20 protein-coding genes and 1 riboswitch are annotated in these 24,891 nt (G+C 46.2%); of the genes, 4 read left to right on the forward strand and 16 right to left on the reverse strand.

Annotated features, from left to right (window positions below; translation table 11 throughout):
* Positions 1-38: 38 nt before the first annotated feature.
* The 16 genes from thiH to ALT761_RS00785 form a co-directional block, all read right to left on the reverse strand.
* Complete coding sequence (gene thiH, locus ALT761_RS00710; RefSeq protein WP_129735693.1) at positions 39-1,163, reverse strand: 2-iminoacetate synthase ThiH; 1,125 nt, start codon at positions 1,161-1,163, stop codon at positions 39-41.
* A gap of 7 nt (positions 1,164-1,170) precedes the next feature.
* Positions 1,171-1,938, reverse strand: a complete 768-nt coding sequence (locus ALT761_RS00715; protein ID WP_129735694.1) for a thiazole synthase — start codon at positions 1,936-1,938, stop codon at positions 1,171-1,173.
* On the reverse strand, positions 1,939-2,160 hold the full coding sequence (gene thiS / locus ALT761_RS00720) for a sulfur carrier protein ThiS (RefSeq protein WP_172602830.1): 222 nt from the start codon (positions 2,158-2,160) through the stop codon (positions 1,939-1,941).
* Positions 2,148-2,912: a HesA/MoeB/ThiF family protein gene (locus tag ALT761_RS00725; protein ID WP_129735696.1), complete on the reverse strand. Its 765-nt coding sequence runs from the start codon at positions 2,910-2,912 to the stop codon at positions 2,148-2,150. The genes thiS and ALT761_RS00725 overlap by 13 nt, the downstream gene beginning before the upstream one ends.
* Complete coding sequence (gene thiE / locus ALT761_RS00730) at positions 2,905-4,554, reverse strand: thiamine phosphate synthase (RefSeq protein ID WP_129735697.1); 1,650 nt, start codon at positions 4,552-4,554, stop codon at positions 2,905-2,907. Before thiE ends, ALT761_RS00725 begins: the two co-directional genes overlap by 8 nt.
* Positions 4,551-6,488, reverse strand: a complete 1,938-nt coding sequence (gene thiC, locus ALT761_RS00735) for a phosphomethylpyrimidine synthase ThiC (RefSeq protein ID WP_129735698.1) — start codon at positions 6,486-6,488, stop codon at positions 4,551-4,553. The genes thiE and thiC overlap by 4 nt, the downstream gene beginning before the upstream one ends.
* A 157-nt stretch (positions 6,489-6,645) precedes the next feature.
* Positions 6,646-6,759: riboswitch (TPP riboswitch) on the reverse strand.
* A 581-nt stretch (positions 6,760-7,340) separates the two neighbouring features.
* Complete coding sequence (locus ALT761_RS00740) at positions 7,341-9,656, reverse strand: TonB-dependent receptor (protein WP_129735699.1); 2,316 nt, start codon at positions 9,654-9,656, stop codon at positions 7,341-7,343.
* Between the two features lie 400 nt (positions 9,657-10,056).
* Positions 10,057-11,058, reverse strand: coding sequence for a TIGR03842 family LLM class F420-dependent oxidoreductase (locus tag ALT761_RS00745; protein WP_013786089.1), 1,002 nt, complete (start codon positions 11,056-11,058; stop codon positions 10,057-10,059).
* A gap of 128 nt (positions 11,059-11,186) precedes the next feature.
* A complete protein-coding gene (gene npdG / locus ALT761_RS00750; protein ID WP_126872683.1) occupies positions 11,187-11,867 on the reverse strand; it encodes an NADPH-dependent F420 reductase in 681 nt (226 codons plus the stop codon).
* Positions 11,864-12,646 carry a coenzyme F420-0:L-glutamate ligase gene (gene cofE / locus ALT761_RS00755; RefSeq protein WP_129735700.1) on the reverse strand — a complete coding sequence of 261 codons (783 nt, stop codon included), beginning with the start codon at positions 12,644-12,646 and terminating at the stop codon, positions 11,864-11,866. Before cofE ends, npdG begins: the two co-directional genes overlap by 4 nt.
* Before the next feature lie 10 nt (positions 12,647-12,656).
* Positions 12,657-13,268 carry a 2-phospho-L-lactate guanylyltransferase gene (gene cofC / locus ALT761_RS00760; RefSeq protein WP_129735701.1) on the reverse strand — a complete coding sequence of 204 codons (612 nt, stop codon included), beginning with the start codon at positions 13,266-13,268 and terminating at the stop codon, positions 12,657-12,659.
* The gene (cofD, locus tag ALT761_RS00765; RefSeq protein ID WP_129735702.1) at positions 13,261-14,217 is read right to left on the reverse strand and encodes a 2-phospho-L-lactate transferase; all 957 of its coding nucleotides are present in this window, start codon (positions 14,215-14,217) and stop codon (positions 13,261-13,263) included. The genes cofC and cofD overlap by 8 nt, the downstream gene beginning before the upstream one ends.
* Positions 14,214-15,563 carry a 5-amino-6-(D-ribitylamino)uracil--L-tyrosine 4-hydroxyphenyl transferase CofH gene (cofH, locus tag ALT761_RS00770; RefSeq protein ID WP_129735703.1) on the reverse strand — a complete coding sequence of 450 codons (1,350 nt, stop codon included), beginning with the start codon at positions 15,561-15,563 and terminating at the stop codon, positions 14,214-14,216. Before cofH ends, cofD begins: the two co-directional genes overlap by 4 nt.
* Positions 15,556-16,713 carry a 7,8-didemethyl-8-hydroxy-5-deazariboflavin synthase CofG gene (cofG, locus tag ALT761_RS00775; protein ID WP_013786083.1) on the reverse strand — a complete coding sequence of 386 codons (1,158 nt, stop codon included), beginning with the start codon at positions 16,711-16,713 and terminating at the stop codon, positions 15,556-15,558. The genes cofH and cofG overlap by 8 nt, the downstream gene beginning before the upstream one ends.
* 328 nt (positions 16,714-17,041) lie before the next feature.
* Positions 17,042-17,671 carry a TetR family transcriptional regulator C-terminal domain-containing protein gene (locus tag ALT761_RS00780; RefSeq protein ID WP_126872678.1) on the reverse strand — a complete coding sequence of 210 codons (630 nt, stop codon included), beginning with the start codon at positions 17,669-17,671 and terminating at the stop codon, positions 17,042-17,044.
* A 135-nt stretch (positions 17,672-17,806) separates the two neighbouring features.
* Entirely contained in the window at positions 17,807-18,736 is a 930-nt protein-coding gene (locus ALT761_RS00785; protein WP_129735704.1) for a LysR family transcriptional regulator, read from the reverse strand.
* A 102-nt stretch (positions 18,737-18,838) separates the two neighbouring features.
* On the opposite strand from ALT761_RS00785, the gene ALT761_RS00790 reads away from it, so the two are divergent.
* From ALT761_RS00790 to ALT761_RS00805, 4 genes are all read left to right on the forward strand, one after another.
* Positions 18,839-20,167, forward strand: a complete 1,329-nt coding sequence (locus ALT761_RS00790; RefSeq protein ID WP_129735705.1) for an aspartate aminotransferase family protein — start codon at positions 18,839-18,841, stop codon at positions 20,165-20,167.
* Positions 20,168-20,211: 44 nt separating this feature from the next.
* Positions 20,212-21,711, forward strand: a complete 1,500-nt coding sequence (locus tag ALT761_RS00795) for a CoA-acylating methylmalonate-semialdehyde dehydrogenase (RefSeq protein ID WP_129735706.1) — start codon at positions 20,212-20,214, stop codon at positions 21,709-21,711.
* A gap of 422 nt (positions 21,712-22,133) precedes the next feature.
* Positions 22,134-23,408, forward strand: a complete 1,275-nt coding sequence (locus ALT761_RS00800) for a Zn-dependent hydrolase (protein ID WP_129735707.1) — start codon at positions 22,134-22,136, stop codon at positions 23,406-23,408.
* Positions 23,405-24,880 (forward strand): NCS1 family nucleobase:cation symporter-1, encoded by a 1,476-nt coding sequence (locus ALT761_RS00805; protein ID WP_129735708.1) that lies wholly within the window; start codon positions 23,405-23,407, stop codon positions 24,878-24,880. Before ALT761_RS00800 ends, ALT761_RS00805 begins: the two co-directional genes overlap by 4 nt.
* Positions 24,881-24,891 lie beyond the last annotated feature (11 nt).

Consider the following 24,891-nt stretch of genomic DNA (forward strand, 5'->3'; position numbering starts at 1 on the left):
TCCCAAATGACTTACCTAGCGTAACTAGAATGCAATGGCTAACCAAAAGCCATCCAGTCTTTCCATACGGGCTCCAACCCTTTTGCTTCAATGGCGGCGGCTACCAAATTTACAGCGCGGGTGTCATCTATATCAAACTGGTTAAGCGCTTCTGAAGGCGCACTATAACCGCCAGGTTGAGTTTGCGACCCTGCTGACATAGAGGTAATACCTAGTGGTAACACACCATCGCGAAATCGCGCCGATTCACGGGTAGAGAGCGATAGCTCGGCTTGAGGGTTAAACAAGCGATGAGCGCATATCAATTGCAACAGCTGCGTTTCGTTAGGAAATTGTTGGGTTAATAAATTAGCTGAATCGTTGGTGTTGCCTTCGCACTGTCGTAATCGCGGGAAAGAAATAGCCACCCGACTTCGCCAGTAATGCTGCTGAATAAGCTGGCCATGCAGGGCAGTCATCACACTATCGGTACGCCAGTCACCTAACCCTAATAAGGCGCCAATACCAATTTTATCAATACCTGCTGCGCCAATACGATCGCTGGCCTGTAAACGCCATAAGAAATCCTGCTTTTTGCCTCGAGTATGGTATTTTGCGTACGCTTGAGGATTATAGGTTTCTTGGTAAACCAGTACCGCATCCACCCCTAGGGTCTTTAAGGTTTCATAGTCTTTTTGTGGCAACGGCTGCACTTCCATCATGACGTTGCTCACTTTAGCCCTTATTGCCGGTAGCACTTCACTAAAATAAGGCATGCCCACCTTTTGTTCGTGCTCGCCTGTTACCAGCAATACTTGTGAAAACCCCATATCGGTAATAGCGTCTATCTCGGTTTCTATTTGGCTCAAATTCAGCACCGTACGCTTTATTTTGTTACTCATGGTGAAGCCGCAATATGTACATTCGTTTGCACATAAATTGGCAAGGTATAGCGGCACAAATAGCCCCATGGTATTGCCAAATCGGGCGCGGGTTAGCATTTGTGATTGCGCGGCCATCTCTTCTAAATAAGGCGTGGCAGCAGGGGATATAAGCGCCATAAAATCATCTAAATTACGGCTAGTTTTACCTAACGCTTGTTCTACGTGCTTGCTGGTTTTGCTTTGAATAGAAAGCGCTATATTCGATAAATCTTGCGACATGAGTGTGCTTGCAATACCCATTTTCAAATTACTCCTGCACCAAAAACTGGGTTAAGGGGCTAGAAGGATGGGCTTCTTGATGAGTAATAGGCATGCCCGCTTCATAAGCTTTGCGGCCTATTTCCACGGCTTTAGAAAAAGCACTAGCCATGGCAACTGGGTTACTTGCGGTAGCAATAGCTGTATTCACCAACACAGCATCAGCGCCCATTTCCATGGCCGCCATGGCTTCGCTAGGCTTGCCAATGCCGGCATCAACAATAACGGGTACATTCGCTTGTTCAATAATAATGCGCAAAAAAGGCGCGGTTTGTAACCCTTGATTGGTGCCAATAGGTGCGCCTAATGGCATAACCGCTGCGCAGCCCACTTCTTCTAAGCGTCTACAAAGCACAGGGTCGGCATGGCAATAAGGCAGCACATTAAACCCCTTTTTCACCAATACTTCGGCGGCATGTAGGGTTTCGATAGGGTCTGGTAAAAGGTGCTGTTGGTCAGGGTGTATTTCTAACTTTATCCATGGCGAACCGAGCACTTCATAGGCTAACTCAGCAGCAAAAATCGCTTCTTGTGCGTTTTTGGCGCCAGAGGTGTTCGGTAATAGCGTAACGTCTAATTCTCTTAAAAGTGCTAAGGAATTATCATGCTCAATATGCGCAGAAAGCCGCTTCATGGCTAAGGTTACTATAGTGCTTTTGGCACTTTTTACGCTGCGTTTCATTATGCTTGGCGAGCTAAATTTACCCGTGCCCATTAATAGGCGAGATGAAAAAGTTTGATTAGCTAAGGTAAGCATTTACCCTCCTGCTACAAGCGTGAAAATATCAAGCTTATCGTTGTTTTGTAAGTGGATGTCATCCCAAAGCGGCTTGGCTAAAATAGTGCCGTTTTTAGCCACAGCCACACCGTTTTGGCTTATTTCTTGGCCTATGTTTTGGTCTGTTAGAAAAGCTAACACTGACGTGTTTGGTGCGCAGCTCATCTGTGCACCATTTAATAAAATAGTTATGAAGGACATTGGCATACCTCGCAGTGTTCAAAGGCCGGAAGTGAAAAAGACTGAAACTGCGCAGAGACCACATTCATAATGTGGTATTGCCCCCACGTAATGTTTGTCTTCGGGTTCGCCATGTACAGCAATGCTTGTGTGGCTTGAAAGCATGCTGCCATGCCTACCACAGGGCCTAAAATACCTTGACTGATGCAGTCTTCTTGTACCCTCGTGTGCGCAAGTAGGCATGCGTAGCAGCCACTGTTTTTTTCACTCAACTGCAGGTTTATTGCTTGCCAGCTGTACTGACTGGCGGCAGCAATAAAAAGTGCAGTACGCTGGTTAACACACGCGGCATTAATGGCTTTTCGGGTGGTGATGTTGTCGCTGCAATCCAACACGCACTGGGCGCCGGTTATCAGCAACGGTAAGTTACTGCTATTTGCTTGAATCTCGGCTAGTTCAATCTGGGTGTGGGGGGTTACTAGGCGCAACTGGGCATAGCTGGATTTTGTTTTGTATTGGCCAATATGTTCTTGGTTAAACAGCACTTGCCGATGGATGTTACTCATATCAACAGTGTCGTTATCTACCAGCAACACTTTGCCAACACCTGCACCCACCAAGTAACGCGCAACCAAGGTACCTAGCCCTCCAAGCCCGATAACAACAGCGTATGCTTGTTTCAGTCGAGCTTGCCCTTCTTCGTCAATGTCATCAAGTAGCAACTGGCGACTGTAACGGCTGATATCATCGGCAGAAAGGTGTGCACTATTCATGGCTAAGCTCGTGTTGAACCGATGCGCCAGGCTCGGTAATTCTGTCTACGATGTCTTCGCCATTATTTTCGGCAATATATTCGCCATTTTCTTCGGCATCATTCATCCGCCTTAACAAGTCGTGAAATGCCGCAGCGGGGTCCGCTGCTTGTGTAACGGCACGCACAACGGCAATACCCGACACGCCAGTACTGGCTACCGTGTTAATTCGTGACAAATTAATACCCCCAATGGCCACCGTAGGAATATCTGCACAAAGCCGAACGTAACGTGAAAGGCGATCGAGCCCTTGTGGTTTCGACGGCATGTCTTTTGTGGTGGTGGGAAAGATATGACCAAGTGCAATGTAAGAGGGGCTTAGCCTTTTAATGCGTTGAAGCTCACAGTAACCGTGGGTAGAAACACCCAACCTAAGCCCCGCACGGGAAATGGCCTGTAAATTCGCCGTTTCGAGATCTTCTTGCCCCAAATGTACGCCGTAGGCACCATGCTTGATGGCTAATTCCCAGTCATCGTTAATAAATAACTGACAAGGTGTGTGCTTCACTATCTCTACAGCCTTCGCAATTTGTATTGACTTGAAATCTTCAGAGCCAAATTTTATTCTCAATTGAATAATCACGGCGCCTGCTTTTACCAATACCTCCAATTGCGATACATCGCTAACCACTGGGTATATCCCTAGTGAGGTGTTGGTTAATTTAGGAAATTGCATTGGTGTTTTGTGCCAAACAGGGTCATTTTCACCATAGCGGACGGAAGGGTAGTGTACCGGCGTTAAAGGAAAGCCAACTAAACCTGCACAATGAATTTGGTCGGCAGAACAGATAGAATTGCTTGAAAATACCGACACGTTACGCACTTTATGCAGGTATGCATTAGCAAGGGTTAGCGCATCTTGAATATCATAATCACTTGCCACAAAACCAGCTAATGCGCTGGAAAACATGCAACCTGTGCCTCTAAGGTTACCCATGTTGTCTCGGGGTTGTTGGAAAATTCGAATCGCCTGCGCTGACACGAAAGTATCAATTGCTGTACTTTGCCAGTGGGCGTGGCCGCCTTTAACGTAAACAGCTTGAGCCCCACGGGCAATAAGCGCTTGTGCCGCGGCTAATAGAGACTTTTCACAGTGCACAGGCCAGCCGGTTATTTGTGCTAACTCTTTCACGTTAGGGGTAACAACATCAACAGTCGCAATAAGCGTATCAATACTATGTTGGCTGAGTTCACCTAAAACGCCTCCTGACGAACTTACCAATACAGGATCCCAAACGACAAAACAGTTAGAGGTTTTATACTGTTTTATTTTTACTATATGCTCACACAAAAATAGGGCTTGAGCAGAGTTTGCAATAGCGCCAATCTTTATTGCCCTAGGTGGAAGGTCGCTTTCGAGCGCTTGCCATTGTTCATTGAGTGTATCGACACTTAGCGCGGTTGCGCTTCGCATTATCGAATGTGATTGGTTTGCGACTTGGGTGGTTAATACGCATGCATGCACATTTATATCAGCAAGGGTAATAGCGTCGCGGGTTATACCCGCGCCTCCACTTGTATCTATGCCACCAATAGCCCATACAACGGGTTCCTCGCTCATGGCTTGTGCTGCTTTAAATAAGCCTCTTGTTGTTTCTATCACGGCAGCTGCACCTTGGTATCGGCACCGTGATATAGCGCAGCTCCAGATTTATTAAAGGCGGTAGCCATGTCTTGCATGCCTTTTTCTTGCAGTGCTTTTTCTTGAAGAGCACTGTCTTGTTGAGCAGCTTCCTGATTAGCTTTGGCTACATCTCGCACTTCTTGAGAAATTTTCATAGAGCAAAACTTGGGGCCGCACATAGAACAAAAATGTGCCACTTTACCAGAGGCCTTGGGCAGGGTTTCATCGTGATAAGCACGAGCGGTATGGGGGTCTAATGCGAGGTTGAACTGGTCTTCCCAACGAAACTCAAAACGGGCTTTCGACATGGCGTTATCACGAATTTGCGCACCAGGGTGGCCTTTGGCTAAGTCGGCAGCATGTGCCGCAATTTTGTAGGTAATTAGCCCCTGCTTAACATCTTCTTTGTTAGGTAAACCCAAATGTTCTTTAGGGGTAACGTAACAAAGCATGGCGCAGCCATACCAACCTATCATGGCGGCGCCTATTCCAGACGTGAAGTGGTCATAACCTGGCGCGATATCAGTAGTTAGGGGGCCTAATGTGTAAAAAGGCGCTTCATGGCAATGGGTTAACTGCTCTTCCATATTGGCTTTTATCATGTGCATTGGCACATGCCCTGGGCCTTCAATCATAACCTGAACATCGTATTCCCAAGCTATTTTAGTTAGCTCACCTAGGGTGCGAAGTTCAGAGAACTGGGCTTCATCATTGGCATCGGCCACACTGCCTGGGCGTAATCCATCACCTAAAGAAAGCGACACATCGTAGGCGGCGCAAATTTCACAAATGTCGCGGAATCGTTCATACAAAAAGCTTTGCTTGTGATGGCTTAAACACCACTTGGCCATGATAGAGCCGCCGCGGGACACAATACCCGTTACCCGGTTTGCGGTAAGCGGTACGTATTCAAGCAATACGCCTGCGTGAATGGTGAAGTAATCTACCCCTTGTTCGGCTTGCTCAATAAGGGTGTCTTTAAACAGCTCCCACGTAAGGTCTTCGGCTACGCCGTTTACTTTCTCAAGAGCTTGATAAATGGGAACGGTGCCTAAGGGGATAGGGCTGTTACGAAGCAGCCATTCACGGGTTTCGTGAATGTTGCGGCCGGTGGATAAATCCATAAGCGTATCGGCGCCCCAGCGGGTAGACCACACTAGCTTTTCTACTTCCTCTTCAATAGATGAGGTGACCGCTGAATTACCAATATTGGCGTTAATTTTGACCAAAAAATTGCGGCCAATGATCATAGGTTCTAGTTCAGGGTGGTTTATGTTCGCGGGAATAATCGCGCGACCAGCTGCCACTTCTTGGCGAACAAATTCAGGGGTAATGTTTGAAGGCAGGTTGGCCCCGAAGTGCTCGCCTTTGTGTTGATTGCTTAGGGGGTTGTCTTTTAGCGCGTCGCGGCCCATGTTTTCGCGAATGGCAATATATTCCATTTCGGGCGTTATTATACCTTGGCGAGCGTAATGCAGCTGGGTCACATTTTTGCCATCTAGGGCTTTGCGTGGTTTCAGCGTGCGCGTGAAACGAAAATCTTCAGTGACAATATCTTGCTCACGTTGCTTCGCGAAGTGCGACGATACCCCTTCAAGCTGGTACGTGTTTTCGCGGGCTTTAATCCAGTTTTCTCGTAGCGGCGCCAACCCTTTTTGCACGTTAATAGTAATGTCTGGGTCGCCGTAAGGACCGGAAGTATCGTAAACCCCAATGGGAGGGTTACTTTCAAATATAGGGTTTTCTTCGGTGCCGCCAATTAAGCTGTCATGCTGATGAATCAGTCGCATGGCAACGTTAATATCGTCGCGGCTGCCTTTTTCATAGTGACGAGTAGAATTAGGGTAGGCCTCACCGGCCAATTGATTAATAAAGTCTTGCGCCTGTTGGCGCTGTTCGCGTCGAGTAGACATAGCATTTTCGCCTGTTAGTTTAGGTTATAAAATGCTTGTCAGGAGTGGAGGAGAGAATACAAAGTGCGCAAAAGTTTGACCGGTATTGCATGCAAAATCCCGAAGGATAAATTCATGCCATACAACAAGGCTTAACTTTTACCAATTACGACTTACCACTTTGTACTTTCTTGTTCCCTTCGCAGGTATTAGCCTGATCAGGTTCAACGGATCCCGCTTTCGCGGTCTCAGCTCACTGGGTTAATTCAGTTGAGCACTCCGACAAGTAACTGTAATTAGTATAAAGCGAAAGAAATTGAAATTACAAGCCCTGAGGGGGCACGAAAGCGAACTCACCTTAGAAACACGGCGTGAACCCATCCATGGGGCCTCTCTACAGCATCCATGCTGTAGAAGGTTTCTAAGGTGAGCTCGCTTTCGCTTGCTCAAGATGAATTTCGGCGAGAGAGATGAGGGAAATACGGCGTGAACCCATCCATGGGGCCTCTGCTGGCAGCATCCATGCTGCAGAAGATTTCTAAGGTGAACGCACTAACACTCCTATTCTAGGTAGAATTTACTAGGGAAAGGTGAGAGGGAAGCCTCTCTACAGCATCCATGCTGTACAAGGTTTCTAAGGTGAGCTAGCTTTCGCTTGCTCAAGATGAATTTCGGAGAGAGAAGTGAGGGAAACACGGCGTGAACCCATCCATGGGGCCTCTGCTGGCAGCATCCATGCTGCGAAAAAGGTCACGTGTGATTAAATTAAATTCATTTAGATTAAAGATAAAAAAAACCCCTAAACGGGGTTTTTGCTTACAGGATGTTTGTTGAGCGGTGCTGTATCTTTAACCGCAGCTAACCTTTTATTAATTAAAAGTTACGTCTTACCGTTATGCCGTAAGTGCGTGGTTTTGCGTAAGAGATTTGCGAAGTACCGTAGAAGCCTGATACGTCAAAACCAATTAATTCGTGGTCTGAATCAGTAAGGTTATCTACGTAAGCGGCTACGCTCCATAAATCTTCTTTGTCAGTCCAGGTAATGCGTGCATCGGCTTTAAAGTGACTTTCGATGGTATGCGCCGTAAAGTTACGAGCATTATGGAAAGACTCTGACTGGTATGAACCACTAATAAGTGCTGCAACACTGCCACTGTCTATATCCCATGTGTAGCGTACTAAACCTGATGATTGCCACTCAGGTGTGTAAGGGGGCGTGGTGTCTACAAATACCCCTGAAGCTACTTCTAAATCTTCTACCACAGCATCGGTGTAAGACACGCCGAACATGATGTCTAGTGCATCAATAGGGTTTAATAGTAGCTCAACTTCAGCACCAGTAAATTGTGCGTCTTCGTTGAACACTACGCCAGCATTATTCACCCACGAAAACGACTGATAGTCAGAGTAATCATAGTAGAAAATACTACTGTTTAACTGGGCTTTACCGTCCATTAAGGTTAGCTTTGCGCCCGCTTCATAGGCAAGAAGTACTTCGGCGTCGTAGGTGCTAAAACTACCGCCTAAAGGTGCGTTGAAGTTGCCTGCTTTTACGCCTCGGTTAATACCGGCATATAAAAGCGTATCTGAGTTTGGTTTATAATCTAACTGGAGCTTTGCAGACCACATGGTTTCATCATTATCCATGGCCACATCTACCAATGGATCAATGCCGTAATCTACTTCAATATCACGGTCTACCAAGTTCGCGTTTTGACGCAGTTGGCCGTCCATCGACTTATTTTCACGTACTAAACGTAAACCCGATACCAGCACGAGTTCGTCGGTTAAATCGTAATCTAACTGTCCGAACACTGAGTATGAATCGGTATCGATAGTGGCTAACGTGTTTTGCTCTTCACCAGCTAAATAGCCGCCTGTTGGGCTTGCAGCTAGGCCTTGCAGGTAGTCGGTTTCAATGCTTAAGTAATAGAACCCAGCTACCCATTTACTATTAGTGGTATTTCCACTTATGCGTAACTCTTCACTAAACTGGGTAATGTCGCCGTCTGATTGGAAAATCAATTCTGGTGAGGCGGTTTGGTCTGAATCTAGGCCGATAACCCGGGTAAAGTTTTTCCAGTCGGTCACCGAGGTAAAAGTGAAGTCGTCAAAATCATATTCATAGGTTGCCGCTAGGCCGCGTGACTTAATTTTGTTTTGATCGTCAAAGGCGAAATCTTTATTTACTTTTTCGCCGCTACCGTCAGGGTCGATATTACCGTTAAAGTCACCGCCTTGAACTGGGCGCAGTGGGTCGCCGTTAAAGTTACCGTCTACACAAGCGCCAGCTTGAATGGTGTCGCAGCCTAGAGGATCGTCAGCGGCGTAAATAACATCAATAACATTACCAGCAGCGTCTTTAACTTCTGTGGTATTAACTACCTGATAAGGGCCTTCACTTTTTGTGGTATCGGCCCAGTTTGCACTAACTAAAAGGTTTGAATTAGCGCTTAAGTCGAAGTTTAACTGTGCTCTAAATGCTTTGGTATCGTCGTTGTAACCGTCTTCGCCGCCGCCAATACTTCCGGCACGAGTGTCGGGGGCCGCTTCATCTTCGTATACGTTCTCAAGGATGTTACCCATATGGTTCGCCATCACAGAGATACGGCCCGATACTTTATCGCTTAATGCGCCAGATACCGCGCCTTCAAAGCGTTTTTGTTCGAAGCTAGCGAAAGTGAGTTCAGCATAACCTTCCACTTCTTCAGTAGGTTTCGCTGTAATGGTATTTACCATACCGCCAGTGGCGTTACGGCCAAAAAGGGTGCCCTGTGGGCCTTTTAATATTTCAACACGGGCGATATCGAATAAACCAAATGTTTGCGCTTGTGTACTGGCCAAGTACCCGCCATCTACGTAAACCGCTACAGGTGCTTCAGCAATGTCGGCGTAATCGTTTTGTACAACACCGCGAATGTTAAAGATGGCACGTTGACCACCAATATCACCGGCAAGGGATACACCTGGCGTAAACGCAATAAGATCAGTGCTGCTTTCAAAACCTAGTGACTCCATCTGCTCGCCACTAAATGCCGTTACTGCAATACTTACATCGTTTATGTATTGCTCACGCTTTTGCGAAGTAACCGTAATTTTTTCAAGTACCACCGAATCTGCTGCTGCAGTGTATGAAGATTGAAGTGCTAATCCGATTGCTAAAGCGCATAGCGTCTGTTTCGATTTCATGATGTGTTCCCTTCTTGTTGTTGTTACATCTACAAACTACATAGAAGTATTTTTTTGTTTTTTATTTGATTAACTTTTGTTCTAACGAAACTAAAGGGGTTTTACCAAGGGGTAAATATTCATGTGTCGAAGTCATGTTTCATGTTTATGAAACTAAGTGGTACTTACTTTCCTGTATTTACAATGTGTTAACAATGCAGTGATATTGATGACATCGTGCCATTAGTGCTTAAGTAGCTAATATATATAGGTAAAGTTTGTTTGTTGGGGTGTTAATGCTGATTTAGGGTAAAGGGTTTATTGATATGGGTATAAGGAAACGCGATAGCGTAGGGCAGAGTTGCGCGCAAATTAAATGACAATAATTTACGTGAAACTCGCCCTTGGCTAGTCATTAAATTTAGCGGAAAGCAGGGATAACTTCTTTGCCGTAACGGGTGATAATATTTTCTTCATCACCGTTATCTAAATAGATATTAAATTGTGTGGTTCCTGCGTTTTTAAGCGCCTGAATTTTGGTAATGTGATCTTCTGCTTCACCTAATACACAGAAGCTTTTTACGATGTCGTCGGTAATAAAGTCTAGGTAAGGGTTATCGCTTTGACCATGTTTCGAATAATCGTAGCCACGACGTTGCTCTATATAATCGGTTAAGCTTTTTGGTACTAAGCCTGAGTCTGTACCGTATTTTTCTACAATATCAGCTACGTGATTACCTACCATGGCAGGGAACCACTTGGTTTTTTCAATACAGGTTTCCATGTCACCAAAGTATGCAGGTGCAGCAGCTTGAACTTTGAAGTCGCTCATGTCGCGTTCTACTTTGTTGCCTGCATCTTGGCACTGTTGGCCAAACCATTGCACCAAATCTGGGTCGCCGATTTGAAGAATAACACCATCGCCATGTTCACCGGCTACTGCTAGGGCTTTCGGGCCATAAGCGCCAACCCAAACTGGCAGTTCATAGCCTGTAGCCCAAGGGAATTTAACCGGCTTCTCGCATTCGCCGTACATCACTTCTTCTCCGCGTACCATGGCTTTCACTTTGTGAGTGAATTCGGTTAATCGAGCTAGGTTAGCGGGCTTTTTACCCATTACACGCATGGAAGAATCGCCACGGCCTAAACCAATGTCAAAACGACCATTACTTTGCAACGCCAAGCTGGCGTACAAGCTTGCTGCTACCGACCAGTCACGTACGTTAGGGTTAGTCACACACGGGCCAAAGCGCATTTTTGTGGTGTGCTCCATACACATAGCCATTGCCACGAACGACTCGCGCCAAAGAATGTGTGAATCGTAAAACCAGCAATAATCGAAACCGGCTTCTTCGGCCATTTTTACTAATTTACGGGCACGATCTGGGCTAACAAAGCCTTTAAACGTAATACCAAATTCCATGAGTTCTTCCTCTATTTCTTTATATTTTGTTTAATGAGTGTCTTTACTTAATCTATTTATTTAGCTGCTAATACCTAGCAGCCAGCAGCCAGCAGCCAGCAGCTTACTTTGCTTTTCACGTCGCCGTTTTAATGATCGGGTGGGCAGATACGAATACCTGCATGGCTAAATGGCACTGCTTTGGATATGTTTAAGCGAATCAAAATGGGGGTGATGGCTTCAATACAGCGGGCACTTTCTGCTAGGCCTGCGTTGTAACTTTGAACACCTAAGTTATCTAGCAATGCTATGACTTTATTTTTGGCTTCAAGCTGATTACCGCACACTAAAATGTCGCAGTTAATGCTTTGCTCAAGGTTGTTAAGGGTGACAGCCGATACATTATGTAGCGCGCCTACTACGGCATAATCATCGCCTAACAATGCTTGGGCAGATTCTGTGGCTGAGCCTTCTGGAGGCATGGCAACCGCTTTGGGGTTGTTCTCTGCCAGCGGTACAACAATATCGATAACGATTTTGTCGCGAAGCAATGGGCGGATTGCATCTAAGGTCGCGTGATGCGCAGCCCAAGGTACTGAAATAATAACGAATTCATCCGCTGCCGATGTGGCTGCAATAGTATCTGTGCCACTGATGGTGCCCGTAGTGGCGGTACTTGCCGCTGCAATAGATTCTTGTAATGCTTGGGCTTTTTCTGCTGCTCGTTCACCATCTCGTGAACCAATAACGACGTCTATTCCCGCTAGGGCGAAGCGTTTCGCTAGCCCCGAACCTTGCGGGCCAGTGCCGCCTAAAATAGCAATCTTCATGCGAATAAATCCTCTTGGGTTGGTCTTAACAGGTCTGAGGCTTTACTGTCTGGGTTACTTACCCATTCAAGCCCTTTGAATAAAATAACTGGGCACTTACCTTGTTTACTCATCAGCAAGCCAGAGGCTGCAGCAAGTTCATCGGCAAGGGCAGGCGCTGTAACTTTTAGGGGGCGACCCCAAGCATCACATTCACCATAAAGTGGGTTTAAGGCGGGCACATTAGCTACGCCAATGGCCACATTGGTTTGGCCTAATCGCCAAGGGCGGCCAAAAGTATCACTTATCACCACGCCAATACTGTGGGCTGGTGCGCCATAGTATTTGCATAGACTTTCAGCAATTTCTCGCGCACTAGCGTCGGGATCTTTGGGGAGTAAAATTAACTCGCCTGGGTTATCAGTATTCGATTCATCCACTGCGGCATTGGCACTTATATGGCCTAATCTGTGCTCGGTAAGAATAATGCCTTCGTTAGCGCCAGGGTGTTTATGCACTTTTACCAAGCGGGTAGATTCCGACAAAATAACCGTAACTTTGCGAGGGTCTTTATTTACCTTTTCAGCTACGTCTATGGCTTCTTGCGTTGGGGTAATATCGTCAATATGGCAAACCGCGCCTTCGGCTTTCGATATGATTTTCTGGGCAATAACCAATACATCGCCTTCACATAAAACCTGTCGCTGTGCGGTAAGCTTATCAATTATCAAGCCCACAAGATTGTCGCCTTCGCGGATGTCCGGTAAGCCTTCAATCGTGTTGATGGTAAGTGCTCGCATACTTTCTACCCTAAGCAATCAAAGAGTCGACAACGTCATTCACGTGACGAAGATCGTCTGGATGGTCGATGTCTTGACTCAAGTATTTAGGCTGAACTGTCACGCACTTTAAGCCTTTTTCTAAGGCTGCCTGGTGATGTTCATAAGACGATGATTTGCCAAATGCAAAACCAATCGCGTTAGGGGGCGTAGTGCATAGGGCATTCGTGCCGCCATCATAGGCACTGCCAATAACTACCGAGGTGTCTCCTGAGGCTAGAGCCGCAATAGAATTCAGCTCTTTTTCTTCTAGCCGAGCAATATCTGCAGGCAATATAAGCTGGTGGCTAAAGCCTTGCGTCATGCTCCATTCGGTGGCTTGAGTTAATGCCGTGTTTAAGTTGCTACCTTTGGCTTCGAATATCACTTTGCAGCCTAAGCTGGTGGCTAAGTCGGCAATATAAAGCGATGGCGTTACCACCAGTTTCTGCCATTGAGGAAAGGCTCCGTTTAATGACATGATGGTTTTCTTAAACAGCTTGATTGCTAAGGCTTTACGCACACTGGCAGGTAAATGCGGTGACAAGCGCTGCTTACTAAACGCCGGGTCTTTCATTGGAATAACAACACATAGTTTATGCACAAGGCACCTCCGGTTGATAAGCGGTGGCCGCCGAAATAACCTCTTCCATCAGGGTGACTTTGTCTTGATCTGACTTCATTAGGGTTGACGTGCAATGCGCATGTAAACCAAAGCTCTCGATAATGTCTTTATCGCCTTCGTCCTGGCTATCAATCACTAATACATCGCACAAACCTTGGTAGAATTCAGCAATGCCTTTGTTGCCCGGCGTATAACGCATTTGCTGTAGTAGCTTTTCAGCAGGGCCTTTTATGGCTTTGCCACCTATAAGCGGCGAAACCGCAATTTTAGTGGCTTCACTTGCTGCTAGTGCATCGCGAACTTGCGGTATGGCTAGCATGGGGGCAATACTAAGTAATGGGTTACTAGGGGCAAAAACGATAATGTCAGCCGCGCCAATTGCTGCTAAAACTTCAGGGGTAGCAGAAGCAAGATTTGCCCCTTCGTACGCAATTTTTGTAACGTTAGCTTCGCAGCGTTGGTGTACAAAATAGGTTTGAAAATCTACCCAGCCGTTTTCGGTCATAAGCCGAGTTTGCACGGTATCGTCGGTAGCAGGTAACAAAGGTACGGTAATACCTAATCGGGTAGTGATTTGGCGCGTGATGGCCGTCATGCTAGTACCTTCTGCCCGCTTAGCACTTCTGAAAATATGGGTGGCAATATCCATGTCGCCCAAGTGCATCCACGTGCTTGAGCCAAACTGAGCAAGCCGCGACAATATGCGGCAGCTGTCGTTTTTAAGGCCCCAGCCAGTGACTGGATTTACTTCGTTCGCCAACGTATAGGTGAGCGTGTCTAGGTCAGGCGACACCCATAAATTATGAAATTCGTCGTCATCACCCACATTGCCAATAATGGTTAGCTTATCTTTATAGGCCGATTGATACAGGCCCTTTGCGGCTTTTGCACCGCCTACGCCGCCTGCGAATAACACTATTTTCTTCATGCGCTTACCTTCACCGGAATGTGAGATGCTGCGTTAAATGAACTAAAGGCTGGCTTGGCAGTTTTAGATATTGGCTTGGCAACTTCTGAACCCACAAGCGCCTCTTGGTGAGCTGGCTTTTTGTCACGGCCGTACGGGGTAACTACGTTGTACAAGGTATTGCGCTGATGAGCGTTTAGCCCCGCACGCTGAATAAAGTTCACCATATCCCTAGGAACAATTTCCTGGCCATGGCTAGCCCCTGCTGCACGAGAAATACTCTCGTTCATTAGCGTACCGCCTAAGTCGTTAGCGCCGGCACGAAGCACTTTCGACGCCATATCTGGGCCCATTTTTACCCATGAGGCTTGAATGTTATCGATATAGCCTTGTAACACTAATCGCGCAATGGCGTGCATTTTGAAATGCTCATCGGCAGTTGGGCCGGTTCTTACTTCGCTTGGGTTATTTTTATAAAGGGGGCTGTCGTTATGTATAAAGCCTAACGGAACAAATTCGGTAAAGCCGCCAGTACGCGCTTGCATGTCACGCAATAAAATAAGATGAGCGGCCCAGTGCGATGGCCCATCTATATGTCCATACATAATGGTGGATGTGGTTGGTAATCCAACGTTATGCGCAGTTTCGATGATTTTAAGCCAGTTTTCGGTGCTAAGTTTGTTTTTGGTTAACTTGCGTCTTACTTCGGTATCTAGAATTTCAGCAGCCGTACCTGGCATAGAAGCCAAGCCACGTTGTTTTAAGTCGGTTAATAATTCTGTGTAGCTCTTGCGGCCTTTCATTGCGCCATACCAAATTTCAAAGGGCGAATAGGCATGAATATGAATATCGGGTACGGTCGATGACACCGTATCAAGTAAATCGCCGTAAAAACTGGCAGGTAAGTCAGGGTGCAAACCACCTTGAACACAAATTTCTGTTGCGCCGCGAGCGTGAGCTTCTTTGGCTCTTGCCGCCACTTGATGAGGGGCTAAAAACTCTGCATCGCCAGCGTTTTTATTCACCCCAAAATTACAAAACTGACAGCCCATATGGCACACGTTGGTAAAGTTAATATTGCGGGTTATTACAAAGGATGCATCATTGCCGGTGCGCAGTTCACGCACAATGTCAGCGGTATGCAACAGGGCATCTGTTTCTGGCCCTTGGCAGTAAAACAAGGCTTCTGCTTCTTCATGGTTAAGCATTTTGCCTTCTAAAGCCCGCTGTAAAATATGTGCAATAGCAGGGCGAAGTTGGCTTAGCTTACTTTGAATAGGCGTATCGCTGTACGGTAAGGTGAAGTCGCCCGCTGGGGTTAGTTCGCAAGGTGAAACCGAGGTGATATTTTGCAGTATGTTACCCATGAGCAACTCCTTGAAAAGTGGTGTTATCAATACATTGCTCTACGGCAAGGCCGTCGTTGCGCCAAGCTGGCATAGCTTGATGCAGCGCTTTGGTAACGTAACGTTCGCCAGCTTGTAGATACTTTGGATATACCGTTAAACGCTCTTGTAATGCATAGCCTTGTTGCTCGCATGCAGTGGCTAATTCTGTAATTTGCGGCCAGCTACGTTCAGGGTTAATAAAATCTTTGGTTAACGGTGAAATGCCGCCCCAATCGTTAATGCCTGCGGCTATGTAATGAGGGTATTCTTGGGCTAGGTTAGGCGGCGCTTGCAGTGAAATAGCTGGGTCTAATATTAACCGTGCCATGGCCAATGTGCGGCGCATATCATCTAGGGTAGGCTCTGGTGCATTTGCCATGGCTGTACCGGCTTTTGCGCGAAAATTTTGAACAATGACTTCTTGAATATGGCCATATTCTTGGTACAGGGTGTTAATCGCCATTAAGCTATCAACACGTTCTTCCCACGTTTCACCGATGCCAATAAGAATGCCGGTGGTGAAGGGAATATCTAGCTTTCCTGCGTCTTCCAACGTTTTTAAGCGAATACCTGGCACTTTGTCTGGACAGGCATAGTGGGGTTGGCCCTTTTTCATCAAACGGTCGCTGGTGCATTCGAGCATCATACCCATGCTGCCGCTTACGTTTTTCAACTGTTTTAGCTCGTTAAAGGTTAACGTTCCCGCATTCACATGAGGGATCATCAAGCTTTTATCCAGCACCATTTCACATACTTCGGTAAGGTAATCCACCATGCTGGTATGGCCCAATGTGGCCAACCAATCTTTCGCGTAGCGATAACGCTTCTCGGGTTTTTCACCCAAGCTAAACAAGGCTTCTTTACACCCTTGCGCCTGACCTTTTAGCACGGAAGCTAACACCTGACTTGGGTTCAAGATATTGGCTTGCCCCGAATCTGGATGTTTTACAAACGTGCAATACCCACAGGTATCCCTACACATGTTAGTCAGTGGAATAAATATCTTTCGTGAGTACGTGAGGGTATTAGGCCAGTGCGTATCGCGAACGCCTGCAGCTTGTTCGCAAAGTGCATCTAGCTGTGCACCTGTAGCATGTTCAAGGGCAATGGCGTGTTGGCGCGATAGCATAATGGCGTCTCCTGCAAGTAAGGTTAATGCACTAAATATTCAATTTAGGCTGTTGCTTTTTTAATCTTTACCATGGTTTTTACCAAATGGTAAAGAAAATATTTGCAGGTTTTTTTGGTGCGAAGTGTGTCTCAAAATAGAGCAAGTTGGGTGCGCTAGTAGGGTGTTGGGTAGGTTTTAATACTTTACTAAATTTTAATAAATCTTATAGGTAACAATGACTTAATTTGATTTATGGCTGGTGGTAGAATAAGGGGAGTAGAAAGTAAAAGGCGCGCCTTTTCGATGAAGCGCGCCAGAAAAAGAAGGATAAATTAATTTTTATGCACTAGTGTTGTGCATCTAGGGCACTTAAAACGAAATTGCATAAAAATTCAGTGGCCTCGTTAAAATCATCTTGTTCTAAGGACGGCTTGCCTAACAGTAATTGAATTTGCGTTGAGAAGTCGGCATAGGTTTGCGTGGCCGCCCATATGGTAAAAAACAGATGCTTAGGATCGACAGGGCGAATATGGCCAGCGGCTATCCAGCGCTCAATAATTTTTACGTCTCGTTCAAATGCTGGCTTTAAATTTTCTATCAAATAGGTTTTCAGTACCGGTGCGCCGTTAATGATTTCATGGGCGAATACTTTTGACCCATTGGGATAATCACGAGATAACTCTATTTTCTGCTGAATGTACTGACGAATGGTACTGGCTGGTGAAGCCTCTGGATCGTCGTTGAACTGCATTTTCTCAAGCCATAAATCAATCATGTTTTCTAGTACGGCTTGGTACAACTTATCTTTGCCTGGAAAGTAATACAAAATGAGCTGTTTAGAGATACCAGCTTGTTGCGCCACGGCATCCATTGAAGAGCCAGCAAACCCTTTTTGTGCAAATACCTCTTCTGCGGCGCGTAGAATTCCGGCCTCTGTTTTTGCACGATTGGCCTGGGTCTTTGTAGGTTTTGTCATTTTTATTTCCTGTTACCGCTTCCATGTGGCGTTGTATAAATTTGCCACTTGTTCTTATTGTTCGTTCTCTTTACTGCTTACCAAAGCCTTGAAAGCACAACGCTTGAATGTCATAAAGTCAGTGTAATAGCTATGCTAAATAGCCATTGGTTCTTCCTTCCCATGCTCCTTAGCAAGGGCTTCTAAAAATAGCTCAACCAAACGGGTGGGCTTAGGTGACTTACGATAGATGGCCGCGAATTCACAATGATAGGCGAAATTATTAGGTTCGATAGAACGCATCTGGCCCTTTTTTACGAAAGATTCCGCATAATGATCAGGCAAGAAGCCTAAATAACAGCCCGAAGAAATCAGCGTGGCAATGCCCTCCTGATCGTTCGCTACCGCCATTTTATTGAGCCCTAGCGACATACTTTTATCCATATTTGGGCTGTGAAAGCTTAGCCCCGCATACTTAGCTTCGCATATTTCTTCTCGAGGAATGTCGCCAAGCTCAATGTAGAAAGGGTGTTTTCTTCCGCAGTAAAGATGCATTTGCTCACCAAACAAGGGTAAGTAATTTAGGCTTGAAGACGAACGATGGGTAGGAATAATACCAATATGATAGCGCCCATCCAATATGCCTTGCTCAATGGTATTAACCGGCACCACATGAATTTCCACATTCACATTAGGCGCCTGTTGCTGATAGGTGTAAATGGCTTCATTCACCTTGCACGCATCGTTCGACACAGTTTTATCGAACATGGCTACCACCACATTGCCCTGCAAATGCCGGTGCATGTCATTAACTTCGTTTCTAAAGTCTTGCAAGGATAACAGTAAGCGTTGAGTCGATTCATAAATTCGCTTCCCTTCTTCGGTAAGCGAAAAGCCCCCACGGCCTCGATGACAAAGCACCATACCCAATCGGGTTTCTAAATCTTTTAAATGTCGGCTAATGGTAGAGCGCCCAATATTGAGTTCAAGCTCGGCAGCAGAAAGGCCGCCAGCCTGCGCCACCACTATGAATACTCTCAATAAGCGAATGTCTGTATCTGATAGGTTTCCAAGAATTGCGCGCATAGTTTCATATTTATGAAAGTAAGATTTGAATATTTATAATTTATCGAACTTATGAGGCTGGGTAAAGTAGACCAAGTGAACAAATATCATAGGAAAACAATTATGACCCAGTGGGCTTCCAAGCTATCACAACCGCAAATGGACGCGTTGTGGATGCCTTACACTGCAAATCGCCAGTTTAAAGCATCGCCTAAAATGATTACCGGTGCACAAGGCAATTACCTCATTGATGACAATGGTCGCAAAATCTTTGATGGATTATCTGGGTTATGGACATGCGGCGCAGGGCATAACCGCCCTGAAATTGCCGAAGCAGTCGCGAAACAGTTAACAACGCTAGATTATGCGCCCGCCTTTCAGTATGGCCATAATTTGGCGTTTGAACTCGCTGACCGGCTAGCTAACATGGCGCCGGCTGATATCAATAAAGTGTTTTTCACTAACTCAGGTTCTGAGGCGGCTGATACATCGACCAAGATTGCTCGTGCCTATTGGCGCCAGCAAGGTCAGCCTACCAAAACCCGTATTATTGGCCGCGCGAAAGGCTATCACGGTGCAAGCTGGGGCGGCATTAGCTTTGGCGGCATTGGCGCAAACCGAAAAATGTGGGGGCCAGCGATGGAGTCTGATCACCTTTCACATACCTTGCTGCCGAATAATCAATTCTGCAAAGGCGCACCAAGCTATGGTGAAGAGCTTGCTGATGAGCTTATCGAAATGGTGGCATTACATGATGCGTCGAATATTGCGGCGGTGATTGTTGAGCCAATGAGTGGTTCTGCTGGGGTTATCGTTCCACCAAAAGCCTATTTACGCCGCTTACGTGAACTGTGTAACCAGCACGATATTTTACTTATTTTCGATGAAGTGATTACTGGCTTTGGCCGCACAGGTAGCTTATTTGGCGCCGATGCATTTGATGTAGTACCCGATATGATTAACGTGGCCAAGCAGATCACCAATGGCGCTGTTCCTATGGGGGCGGTATTGGCTCGCGAATTTATCTACGACACCGTAGTTAACGCAGGCGGTGCCGACTACAACATTGAATTACCACACGGTTACACCTATTCAGGCCACCCTGTTGCTTGCGCTGCAGCCATGGCGGCGCTTGATATTCTAGAACAAGAAAAGCTTGTTAGCCGGGTTGCCGAACTTAGCCCCTATTTTGAAGAGGCCGTGCATAGCTTAAAAGGCATGCCATTCGTGAGTGATATTCGAAACTTCGGATTTGCTGCAGGCTTTAGCATTGAAAGCTACCCAGGCGAACCGGCAAGGCGCCCGTATGAAATTGCTGACGCCATGTGGAAGAAAGGATTTTACGTACGCTACGGCGGCGACACTATTCAGTTAGGCCTTCCGTTTACCACCGAAAAAGCGGAAATCGACACCTTAATTAACGCGATGCAAGACACCTTAATGGGCAAGTAGCCCTTTACCGTCTTGGTCCATTTACGCAAAAAAGAGATACAGATATGACTTCATTGGTAGGACACTTCATTCATGGCGAACACGTAGCGCCGCAAGATGGAAATTTGATTGATATTCACAACCCTTCTACTGGCGCGGTGTGCGGACAAGTCGAAATGGCTTCGTCGGCATTAGTGCAAAAGGCGATAGATTCAGCAAAAACGGCTTATCCAGCATGGCGTGCCACGCCACCAGCAAAGCGTGCACAGGTTATGTTTCGCTTAAAAGTATTGCTAGAGCAACACAGCGACAAAATTTGTGAACTGATTAGTGAAGAACACGGCAAAGTGCTACACGATGCAAAAGGTGAGTTGCAGCGCGGTATTGAAAACGTTGAGTTCGCCTGTGGCATGCCCCAATTGCTTAAAGGTGAGCACAGCAAAGACGTGGGCCCGGGCATTGACGCATGGAGTGAATTCCAGCCGCTAGGTGTAGTGACAGGTATTACGCCGTTTAACTTTCCGGCCATGGTGCCTTTATGGATGTGGCCAAGCGCTATCATGTGTGGCAACACCTTTGTGTTAAAGCCATCTGAAAAAGACCCTTCCAGCGCGTTATACATTGCGGCTCTTGCGGCTGAAGCAGGCTTGCCGCCGGGTGTGCTAAATGTAGTAAACGGCGACAAAGCTGCTGTAGATCAACTGCTTGAAGACCCAACGATTCAAGCGGTAAGTTTTGTAGGTTCAACCCCTGTTGCCGAAGCTATTTATCAAAAAGCCAGTGCTAACGGTAAGCGCTGCCAAGCCTTAGGTGGTGCGAAAAACCACGCCATTGTTATGCCAGATGCCGATGTTGATAACGTTGTTAATGCGCTAATGGGCGCTGCGTTTGGCTCATGCGGCGAACGCTGTATGGCGTTATCGGTTGTACTAGCGGTGGGTGATGAAATGGGTGATACCCTGCGTGACCGTTTGTCTGCACAAATCGAAACCTTAAAAGTGGGTGCGGGTAACGACAACAGCAATGACATGGGGCCGTTAATCAGCGCTCAACATTTCGATACCGTCAGTGGGTTCATCGACTCCGGTGTTAGCCAAGAAGCTGATTTAGTTAGCGATGGTAGAAAGCTTAGTGTAGAGGGTTTTGAAGAAGGCTATTTCTTAGGAGCTACCTTGTTCGACAAGGTAAAACCTCACATGGAAATTTACCAAAAAGAAATTTTTGGCCCTGTACTTGTGATGCTACGTGTACCTGATATGCAAACCGCACTTGAGCTAATTAACGAGCACGAATACGGCAATGGTACCTGTATTTTCACCCGTGACGGTGAAGCTGCACGTTTCTTTATCGATCAGGTTCAAGTGGGCATGGTGGGTGTGAACGTACCGTTACCCGTGCCTGTGTCTTACCACAGCTTTGGTGGTTGGAAGCGCTCATTGTTTGGCGATTTACATGCTTACGGGCCTGACTCTGTACGTTTCTACACGCGCAGAAAAGCCATTACACAACGCTGGCCTTCAACTAATTTGCGTGAAGGCAGTCAATTTTCTTTCCCAAGCAATTAATCATAAAGCTAGCGTTTAAAAAGTTAACGTGTAAACCGATGAAGTTCGCAAATAAGCGAACTTCGTTGGCCACTAAAAACCGGTGCAACGGTCTCTGGCAAAGCCGCTGGCATAAATGTTGAAAGTCCAAAATATAAGAATTTACCATTCGGTCAATTTTTATCGTGTTACCGGCATTAATTAAGCGCCTAAAAATAGAACAGCGCACTAGACAAAAGAATAATCACGCCCTTTGCTTTAGGCGTCTCAGCAATAGTAGCGATACATAATAATGAGTGAACAATCAGCATTAAATCAGAGAAAAATTTTATTTACCGTTTGGTAAATAAAATTATCGAGATTGCACTCTTATAGTACGTTCGTTGAGCTAACTTGGGGCAAAGTGTTAATAGGAATAACCTTCCACCTGCGAGGACAAAACAATGGATAAGCTTAGAATTAACGGTCAAAGATTATGGGACAGCCTGATGGAAATGGGCGAAATTGGCGGCACTGAAAAAGGCGGATGTAACCGCTTGGCCGGCACTGATCTAGACAAGCAAGCTAGAGACTTGTTTTGCGCATGGTGCGAAGCCACTGGATGTGAAATTAAAGTAGATAAATTCGGGAATATATTCGCTAAACGCCCAGGTATTAATAACGAATTACCTTCTGTTGCCACTGGTAGCCACTTAGATACTCAACCTACCGGCGGAAAGTTCGACGGCGTATTCGGTGTATTGTCAGGTGTTGAAGTACTTCGCACCCTACATGAAAATAATATTACTACCCCAACCCCCATTGAAGTTAGCGTGTGGACCAACGAAGAAGGCTCACGCTTTCAGCCTGCCATGCAAGGTTCTGGCGTATATGTAGGCCGTTTTGATTTACAAGAAGAGCTAGATAAAACCGATGTGAACGGCTTACGCTTAGGCGACGAGTTAGCTCGCATAGGCTACTTGGGTGAAGAAGAACTTGGTAGCCGTAACATAGGCGCCTTTTTTGAAGCCCATATTGAGCAAGGCCCAATATTAGAAGATGAAGAAAAGCGTATTGGTGTAGTACGTTTAGGCCAAGGGATTCGTTGGTACAACGTAGAAATACAAGGCCAAGAGTCTCATTCAGGCACCACGCCAATGCATCTACGCAAAGATGCCATGGTCGCCACAGGCAAAATTGTAGCGGAAATCGAATCGCTAGCTAACCGTTATGACAACGGCCTAGGCACCGTAGGTTTTATGCAGGTTTATCCAAATTCACGTAATACTATTCCTGGGAACGTGAAATTCAGCGCCGATTTGCGTAATCCTAACCCCGACGTGTTGGCTACCATGCATGAAGAGTTCGTGGCCTACTGCGACTCGGTTGCCAAAGAGCGTAATTTAAAGATAGCCGTGGATAACTTCTGGTACTTTGCGCCGGTAGAATTTAATGCCTCGGATGATGTGAAAGCTGCCACTGAAAACTTAGGATATTCACACATGGATATCTACGCGGGCGCAGGCCACGATGCCTGTTACATGGCCGACCTAGTACCTGCGGGCATGATTTTTACCCCATGTGAAAATGGCATTAGTCACAACGAAATTGAATATTCTAGCCCTGAACAGTGTGAAGATGGCGCAAACGTGTTGCTTCATACCATGCTAACTGCTAGCAAGCGTATTGCTGAAGCGGCAGGTGCACCTGTCAGTGAAGGCGAGGGTGCAAGCGTATGAGTGCAGAAATTAATGAAATTACACTCAGTAAATCGGTAACCGAGAGTGATTATTTCAACGAAGATTTAGCACCGACTAAATTATCGGAGCGTACTTGGGGGACAGGCAATATTGCCGCACTCTGGGTAGGAATGGCAGTTTGTGTGCCTACCTATACCTTGGGCGGTGTATTAACCACTTACTTTGGTTTGTCGGTAATGGAAGCCTTATTTACTATTTTGTTAGCGAACATAGTGGTGCTTATTCCTCTTACGTTAAATGCATTTCCAGGGACTAAGTTTGGTATTCCCTTTCCGGTTGTGCTGCGTTCATCCTTTGGTGTGGTGGGCTCTAACATTCCCTGTTTAATTCGGGGTTTTGTAGCTTGCGGGTGGTTTGGTATTCAAACCATGTTCGGCGGCCTTGCCATCCATTTGTTTCTATCGTCGGTATCAGACGGCTGGGCTCAGCTTGGTGGTATGGGGGAGGTCATTGGCTTTTTTGCTTTTGGTGCGTTAAATGTCTTTATCGTAATTAAAGGGTCAGAGTCAATTAAATGGTTAGAAACCCTAGCTGCCCCGTTGCTCCTTATTGTAGGTGCAGGGCTTATTTGGTGGGCGAGTGATAAAGTATCGGTTACCGAGGTTTTAGCCACACCCGCAAGTCGCCCTGAAGATGCAGGCTTTTTCAGTTATTTCTTCGCCGGACTTACCGCCATGGTAGGTTTTTGGGCAACACTGTCGTTAAATATTCCTGATTTCAGTCGTTATGCTAAAAGCCAAAAAGCCCAAGTAACGGGGCAAATCATAGGCTTACCCCTCACCATGTTTATGTTTGCTGCCTTAGGGGTATTACTGACCTCTGCGTCAGTGACCTTGGTTGGTGAAACTGTATCCGACCCGGTAACGCTTATTGGTCATATCGATAGCCCGTTTTTTGTGGCAATCGCCATGCTACTTATTATTGTGGCTACCTTATCTACTAACACCGCCGCTAACGTAGTATCGCCCACCAACGATTTTCAAAACATAGCACCAAAATATATTAACCATACCCGCGGCGTTTTATTAACTGGCTTAGTAGGTGTGTTATTGATGAGTTGGGAGCTATTAAAGAAGGCCGGCATTATAGAGTCTGACGTTAGTGTAGAAAGCCTGTACTCAAATTGGCTGCTTGGCTATTCAAGTTTACTGGGGCCTATTGCGGGCATAATGATTGTTGATTACTTCCTGATTAGAAAACAAGAGCTAGATGTAGCCGCACTGTACACCAGTAGTGCCGCTTACCCGAAAGTGAATTGGGCTGGTTTTGTCGCTTTCTTAATTCCAGTTGGCATCACATTGTTAGCCATTACTGCAGATGTATTCACATGGTTTTATAACTATGGATGGTTTACCGGTTCTATTTCTGGCGCCATCATTTATTACTTTGCTGCGGGCAAGCTAGTTAACACCGTCAACACAAACGTTGGTGAGCTAGCAAAAGCCTCTTAATTTTACGCGAA

This window comes from Alteromonas sp. 76-1, from assembly GCF_900654235.1.
GTDB classification, from domain to species: Bacteria; Pseudomonadota; Gammaproteobacteria; order Enterobacterales; family Alteromonadaceae; genus Alteromonas; species Alteromonas naphthalenivorans.

What these genes read in the sequence shown, in the direction of transcription:
- thiS (WP_172602830.1), bottom strand. Translation starts at nt 2,160, where the DNA reads ATGTCCTTCATAACTATTTTATTAAATGGTGCACAGATGAGCTGCGCA.
- ALT761_RS00800 (WP_129735707.1), top strand. Translation starts at nt 22,134, where the DNA reads ATGGATAAGCTTAGAATTAACGGTCAAAGATTATGGGACAGCCTGATG.
- ALT761_RS00725 (WP_129735696.1), bottom strand. Translation starts at nt 2,912, where the DNA reads ATGAATAGTGCACACCTTTCTGCCGATGATATCAGCCGTTACAGTCGC.
- ALT761_RS00740 (WP_129735699.1), bottom strand. Translation starts at nt 9,656, where the DNA reads ATGAAATCGAAACAGACGCTATGCGCTTTAGCAATCGGATTAGCACTT.
- npdG (WP_126872683.1), bottom strand. Translation starts at nt 11,867, where the DNA reads ATGAAGATTGCTATTTTAGGCGGCACTGGCCCGCAAGGTTCGGGGCTA.
- thiH (WP_129735693.1), bottom strand. Translation starts at nt 1,163, where the DNA reads ATGGGTATTGCAAGCACACTCATGTCGCAAGATTTATCGAATATAGCG.
- cofD (WP_129735702.1), bottom strand. Translation starts at nt 14,217, where the DNA reads ATGAAGAAAATAGTGTTATTCGCAGGCGGCGTAGGCGGTGCAAAAGCC.
- ALT761_RS00805 (WP_129735708.1), top strand. Translation starts at nt 23,405, where the DNA reads ATGAGTGCAGAAATTAATGAAATTACACTCAGTAAATCGGTAACCGAG.
- cofH (WP_129735703.1), bottom strand. Translation starts at nt 15,563, where the DNA reads ATGGGTAACATACTGCAAAATATCACCTCGGTTTCACCTTGCGAACTA.
- ALT761_RS00795 (WP_129735706.1), top strand. Translation starts at nt 20,212, where the DNA reads ATGACTTCATTGGTAGGACACTTCATTCATGGCGAACACGTAGCGCCG.
- ALT761_RS00715 (WP_129735694.1), bottom strand. Translation starts at nt 1,938, where the DNA reads ATGCTTACCTTAGCTAATCAAACTTTTTCATCTCGCCTATTAATGGGC.
- thiC (WP_129735698.1), bottom strand. Translation starts at nt 6,488, where the DNA reads ATGTCTACTCGACGCGAACAGCGCCAACAGGCGCAAGACTTTATTAAT.
- ALT761_RS00785 (WP_129735704.1), bottom strand. Translation starts at nt 18,736, where the DNA reads ATGCGCGCAATTCTTGGAAACCTATCAGATACAGACATTCGCTTATTG.
- cofE (WP_129735700.1), bottom strand. Translation starts at nt 12,646, where the DNA reads ATGCGAGCACTTACCATCAACACGATTGAAGGCTTACCGGACATCCGC.
- ALT761_RS00790 (WP_129735705.1), top strand. Translation starts at nt 18,839, where the DNA reads ATGACCCAGTGGGCTTCCAAGCTATCACAACCGCAAATGGACGCGTTG.
- ALT761_RS00780 (WP_126872678.1), bottom strand. Translation starts at nt 17,671, where the DNA reads ATGACAAAACCTACAAAGACCCAGGCCAATCGTGCAAAAACAGAGGCC.
- ALT761_RS00745 (WP_013786089.1), bottom strand. Translation starts at nt 11,058, where the DNA reads ATGGAATTTGGTATTACGTTTAAAGGCTTTGTTAGCCCAGATCGTGCC.
- cofG (WP_013786083.1), bottom strand. Translation starts at nt 16,713, where the DNA reads ATGCTATCGCGCCAACACGCCATTGCCCTTGAACATGCTACAGGTGCA.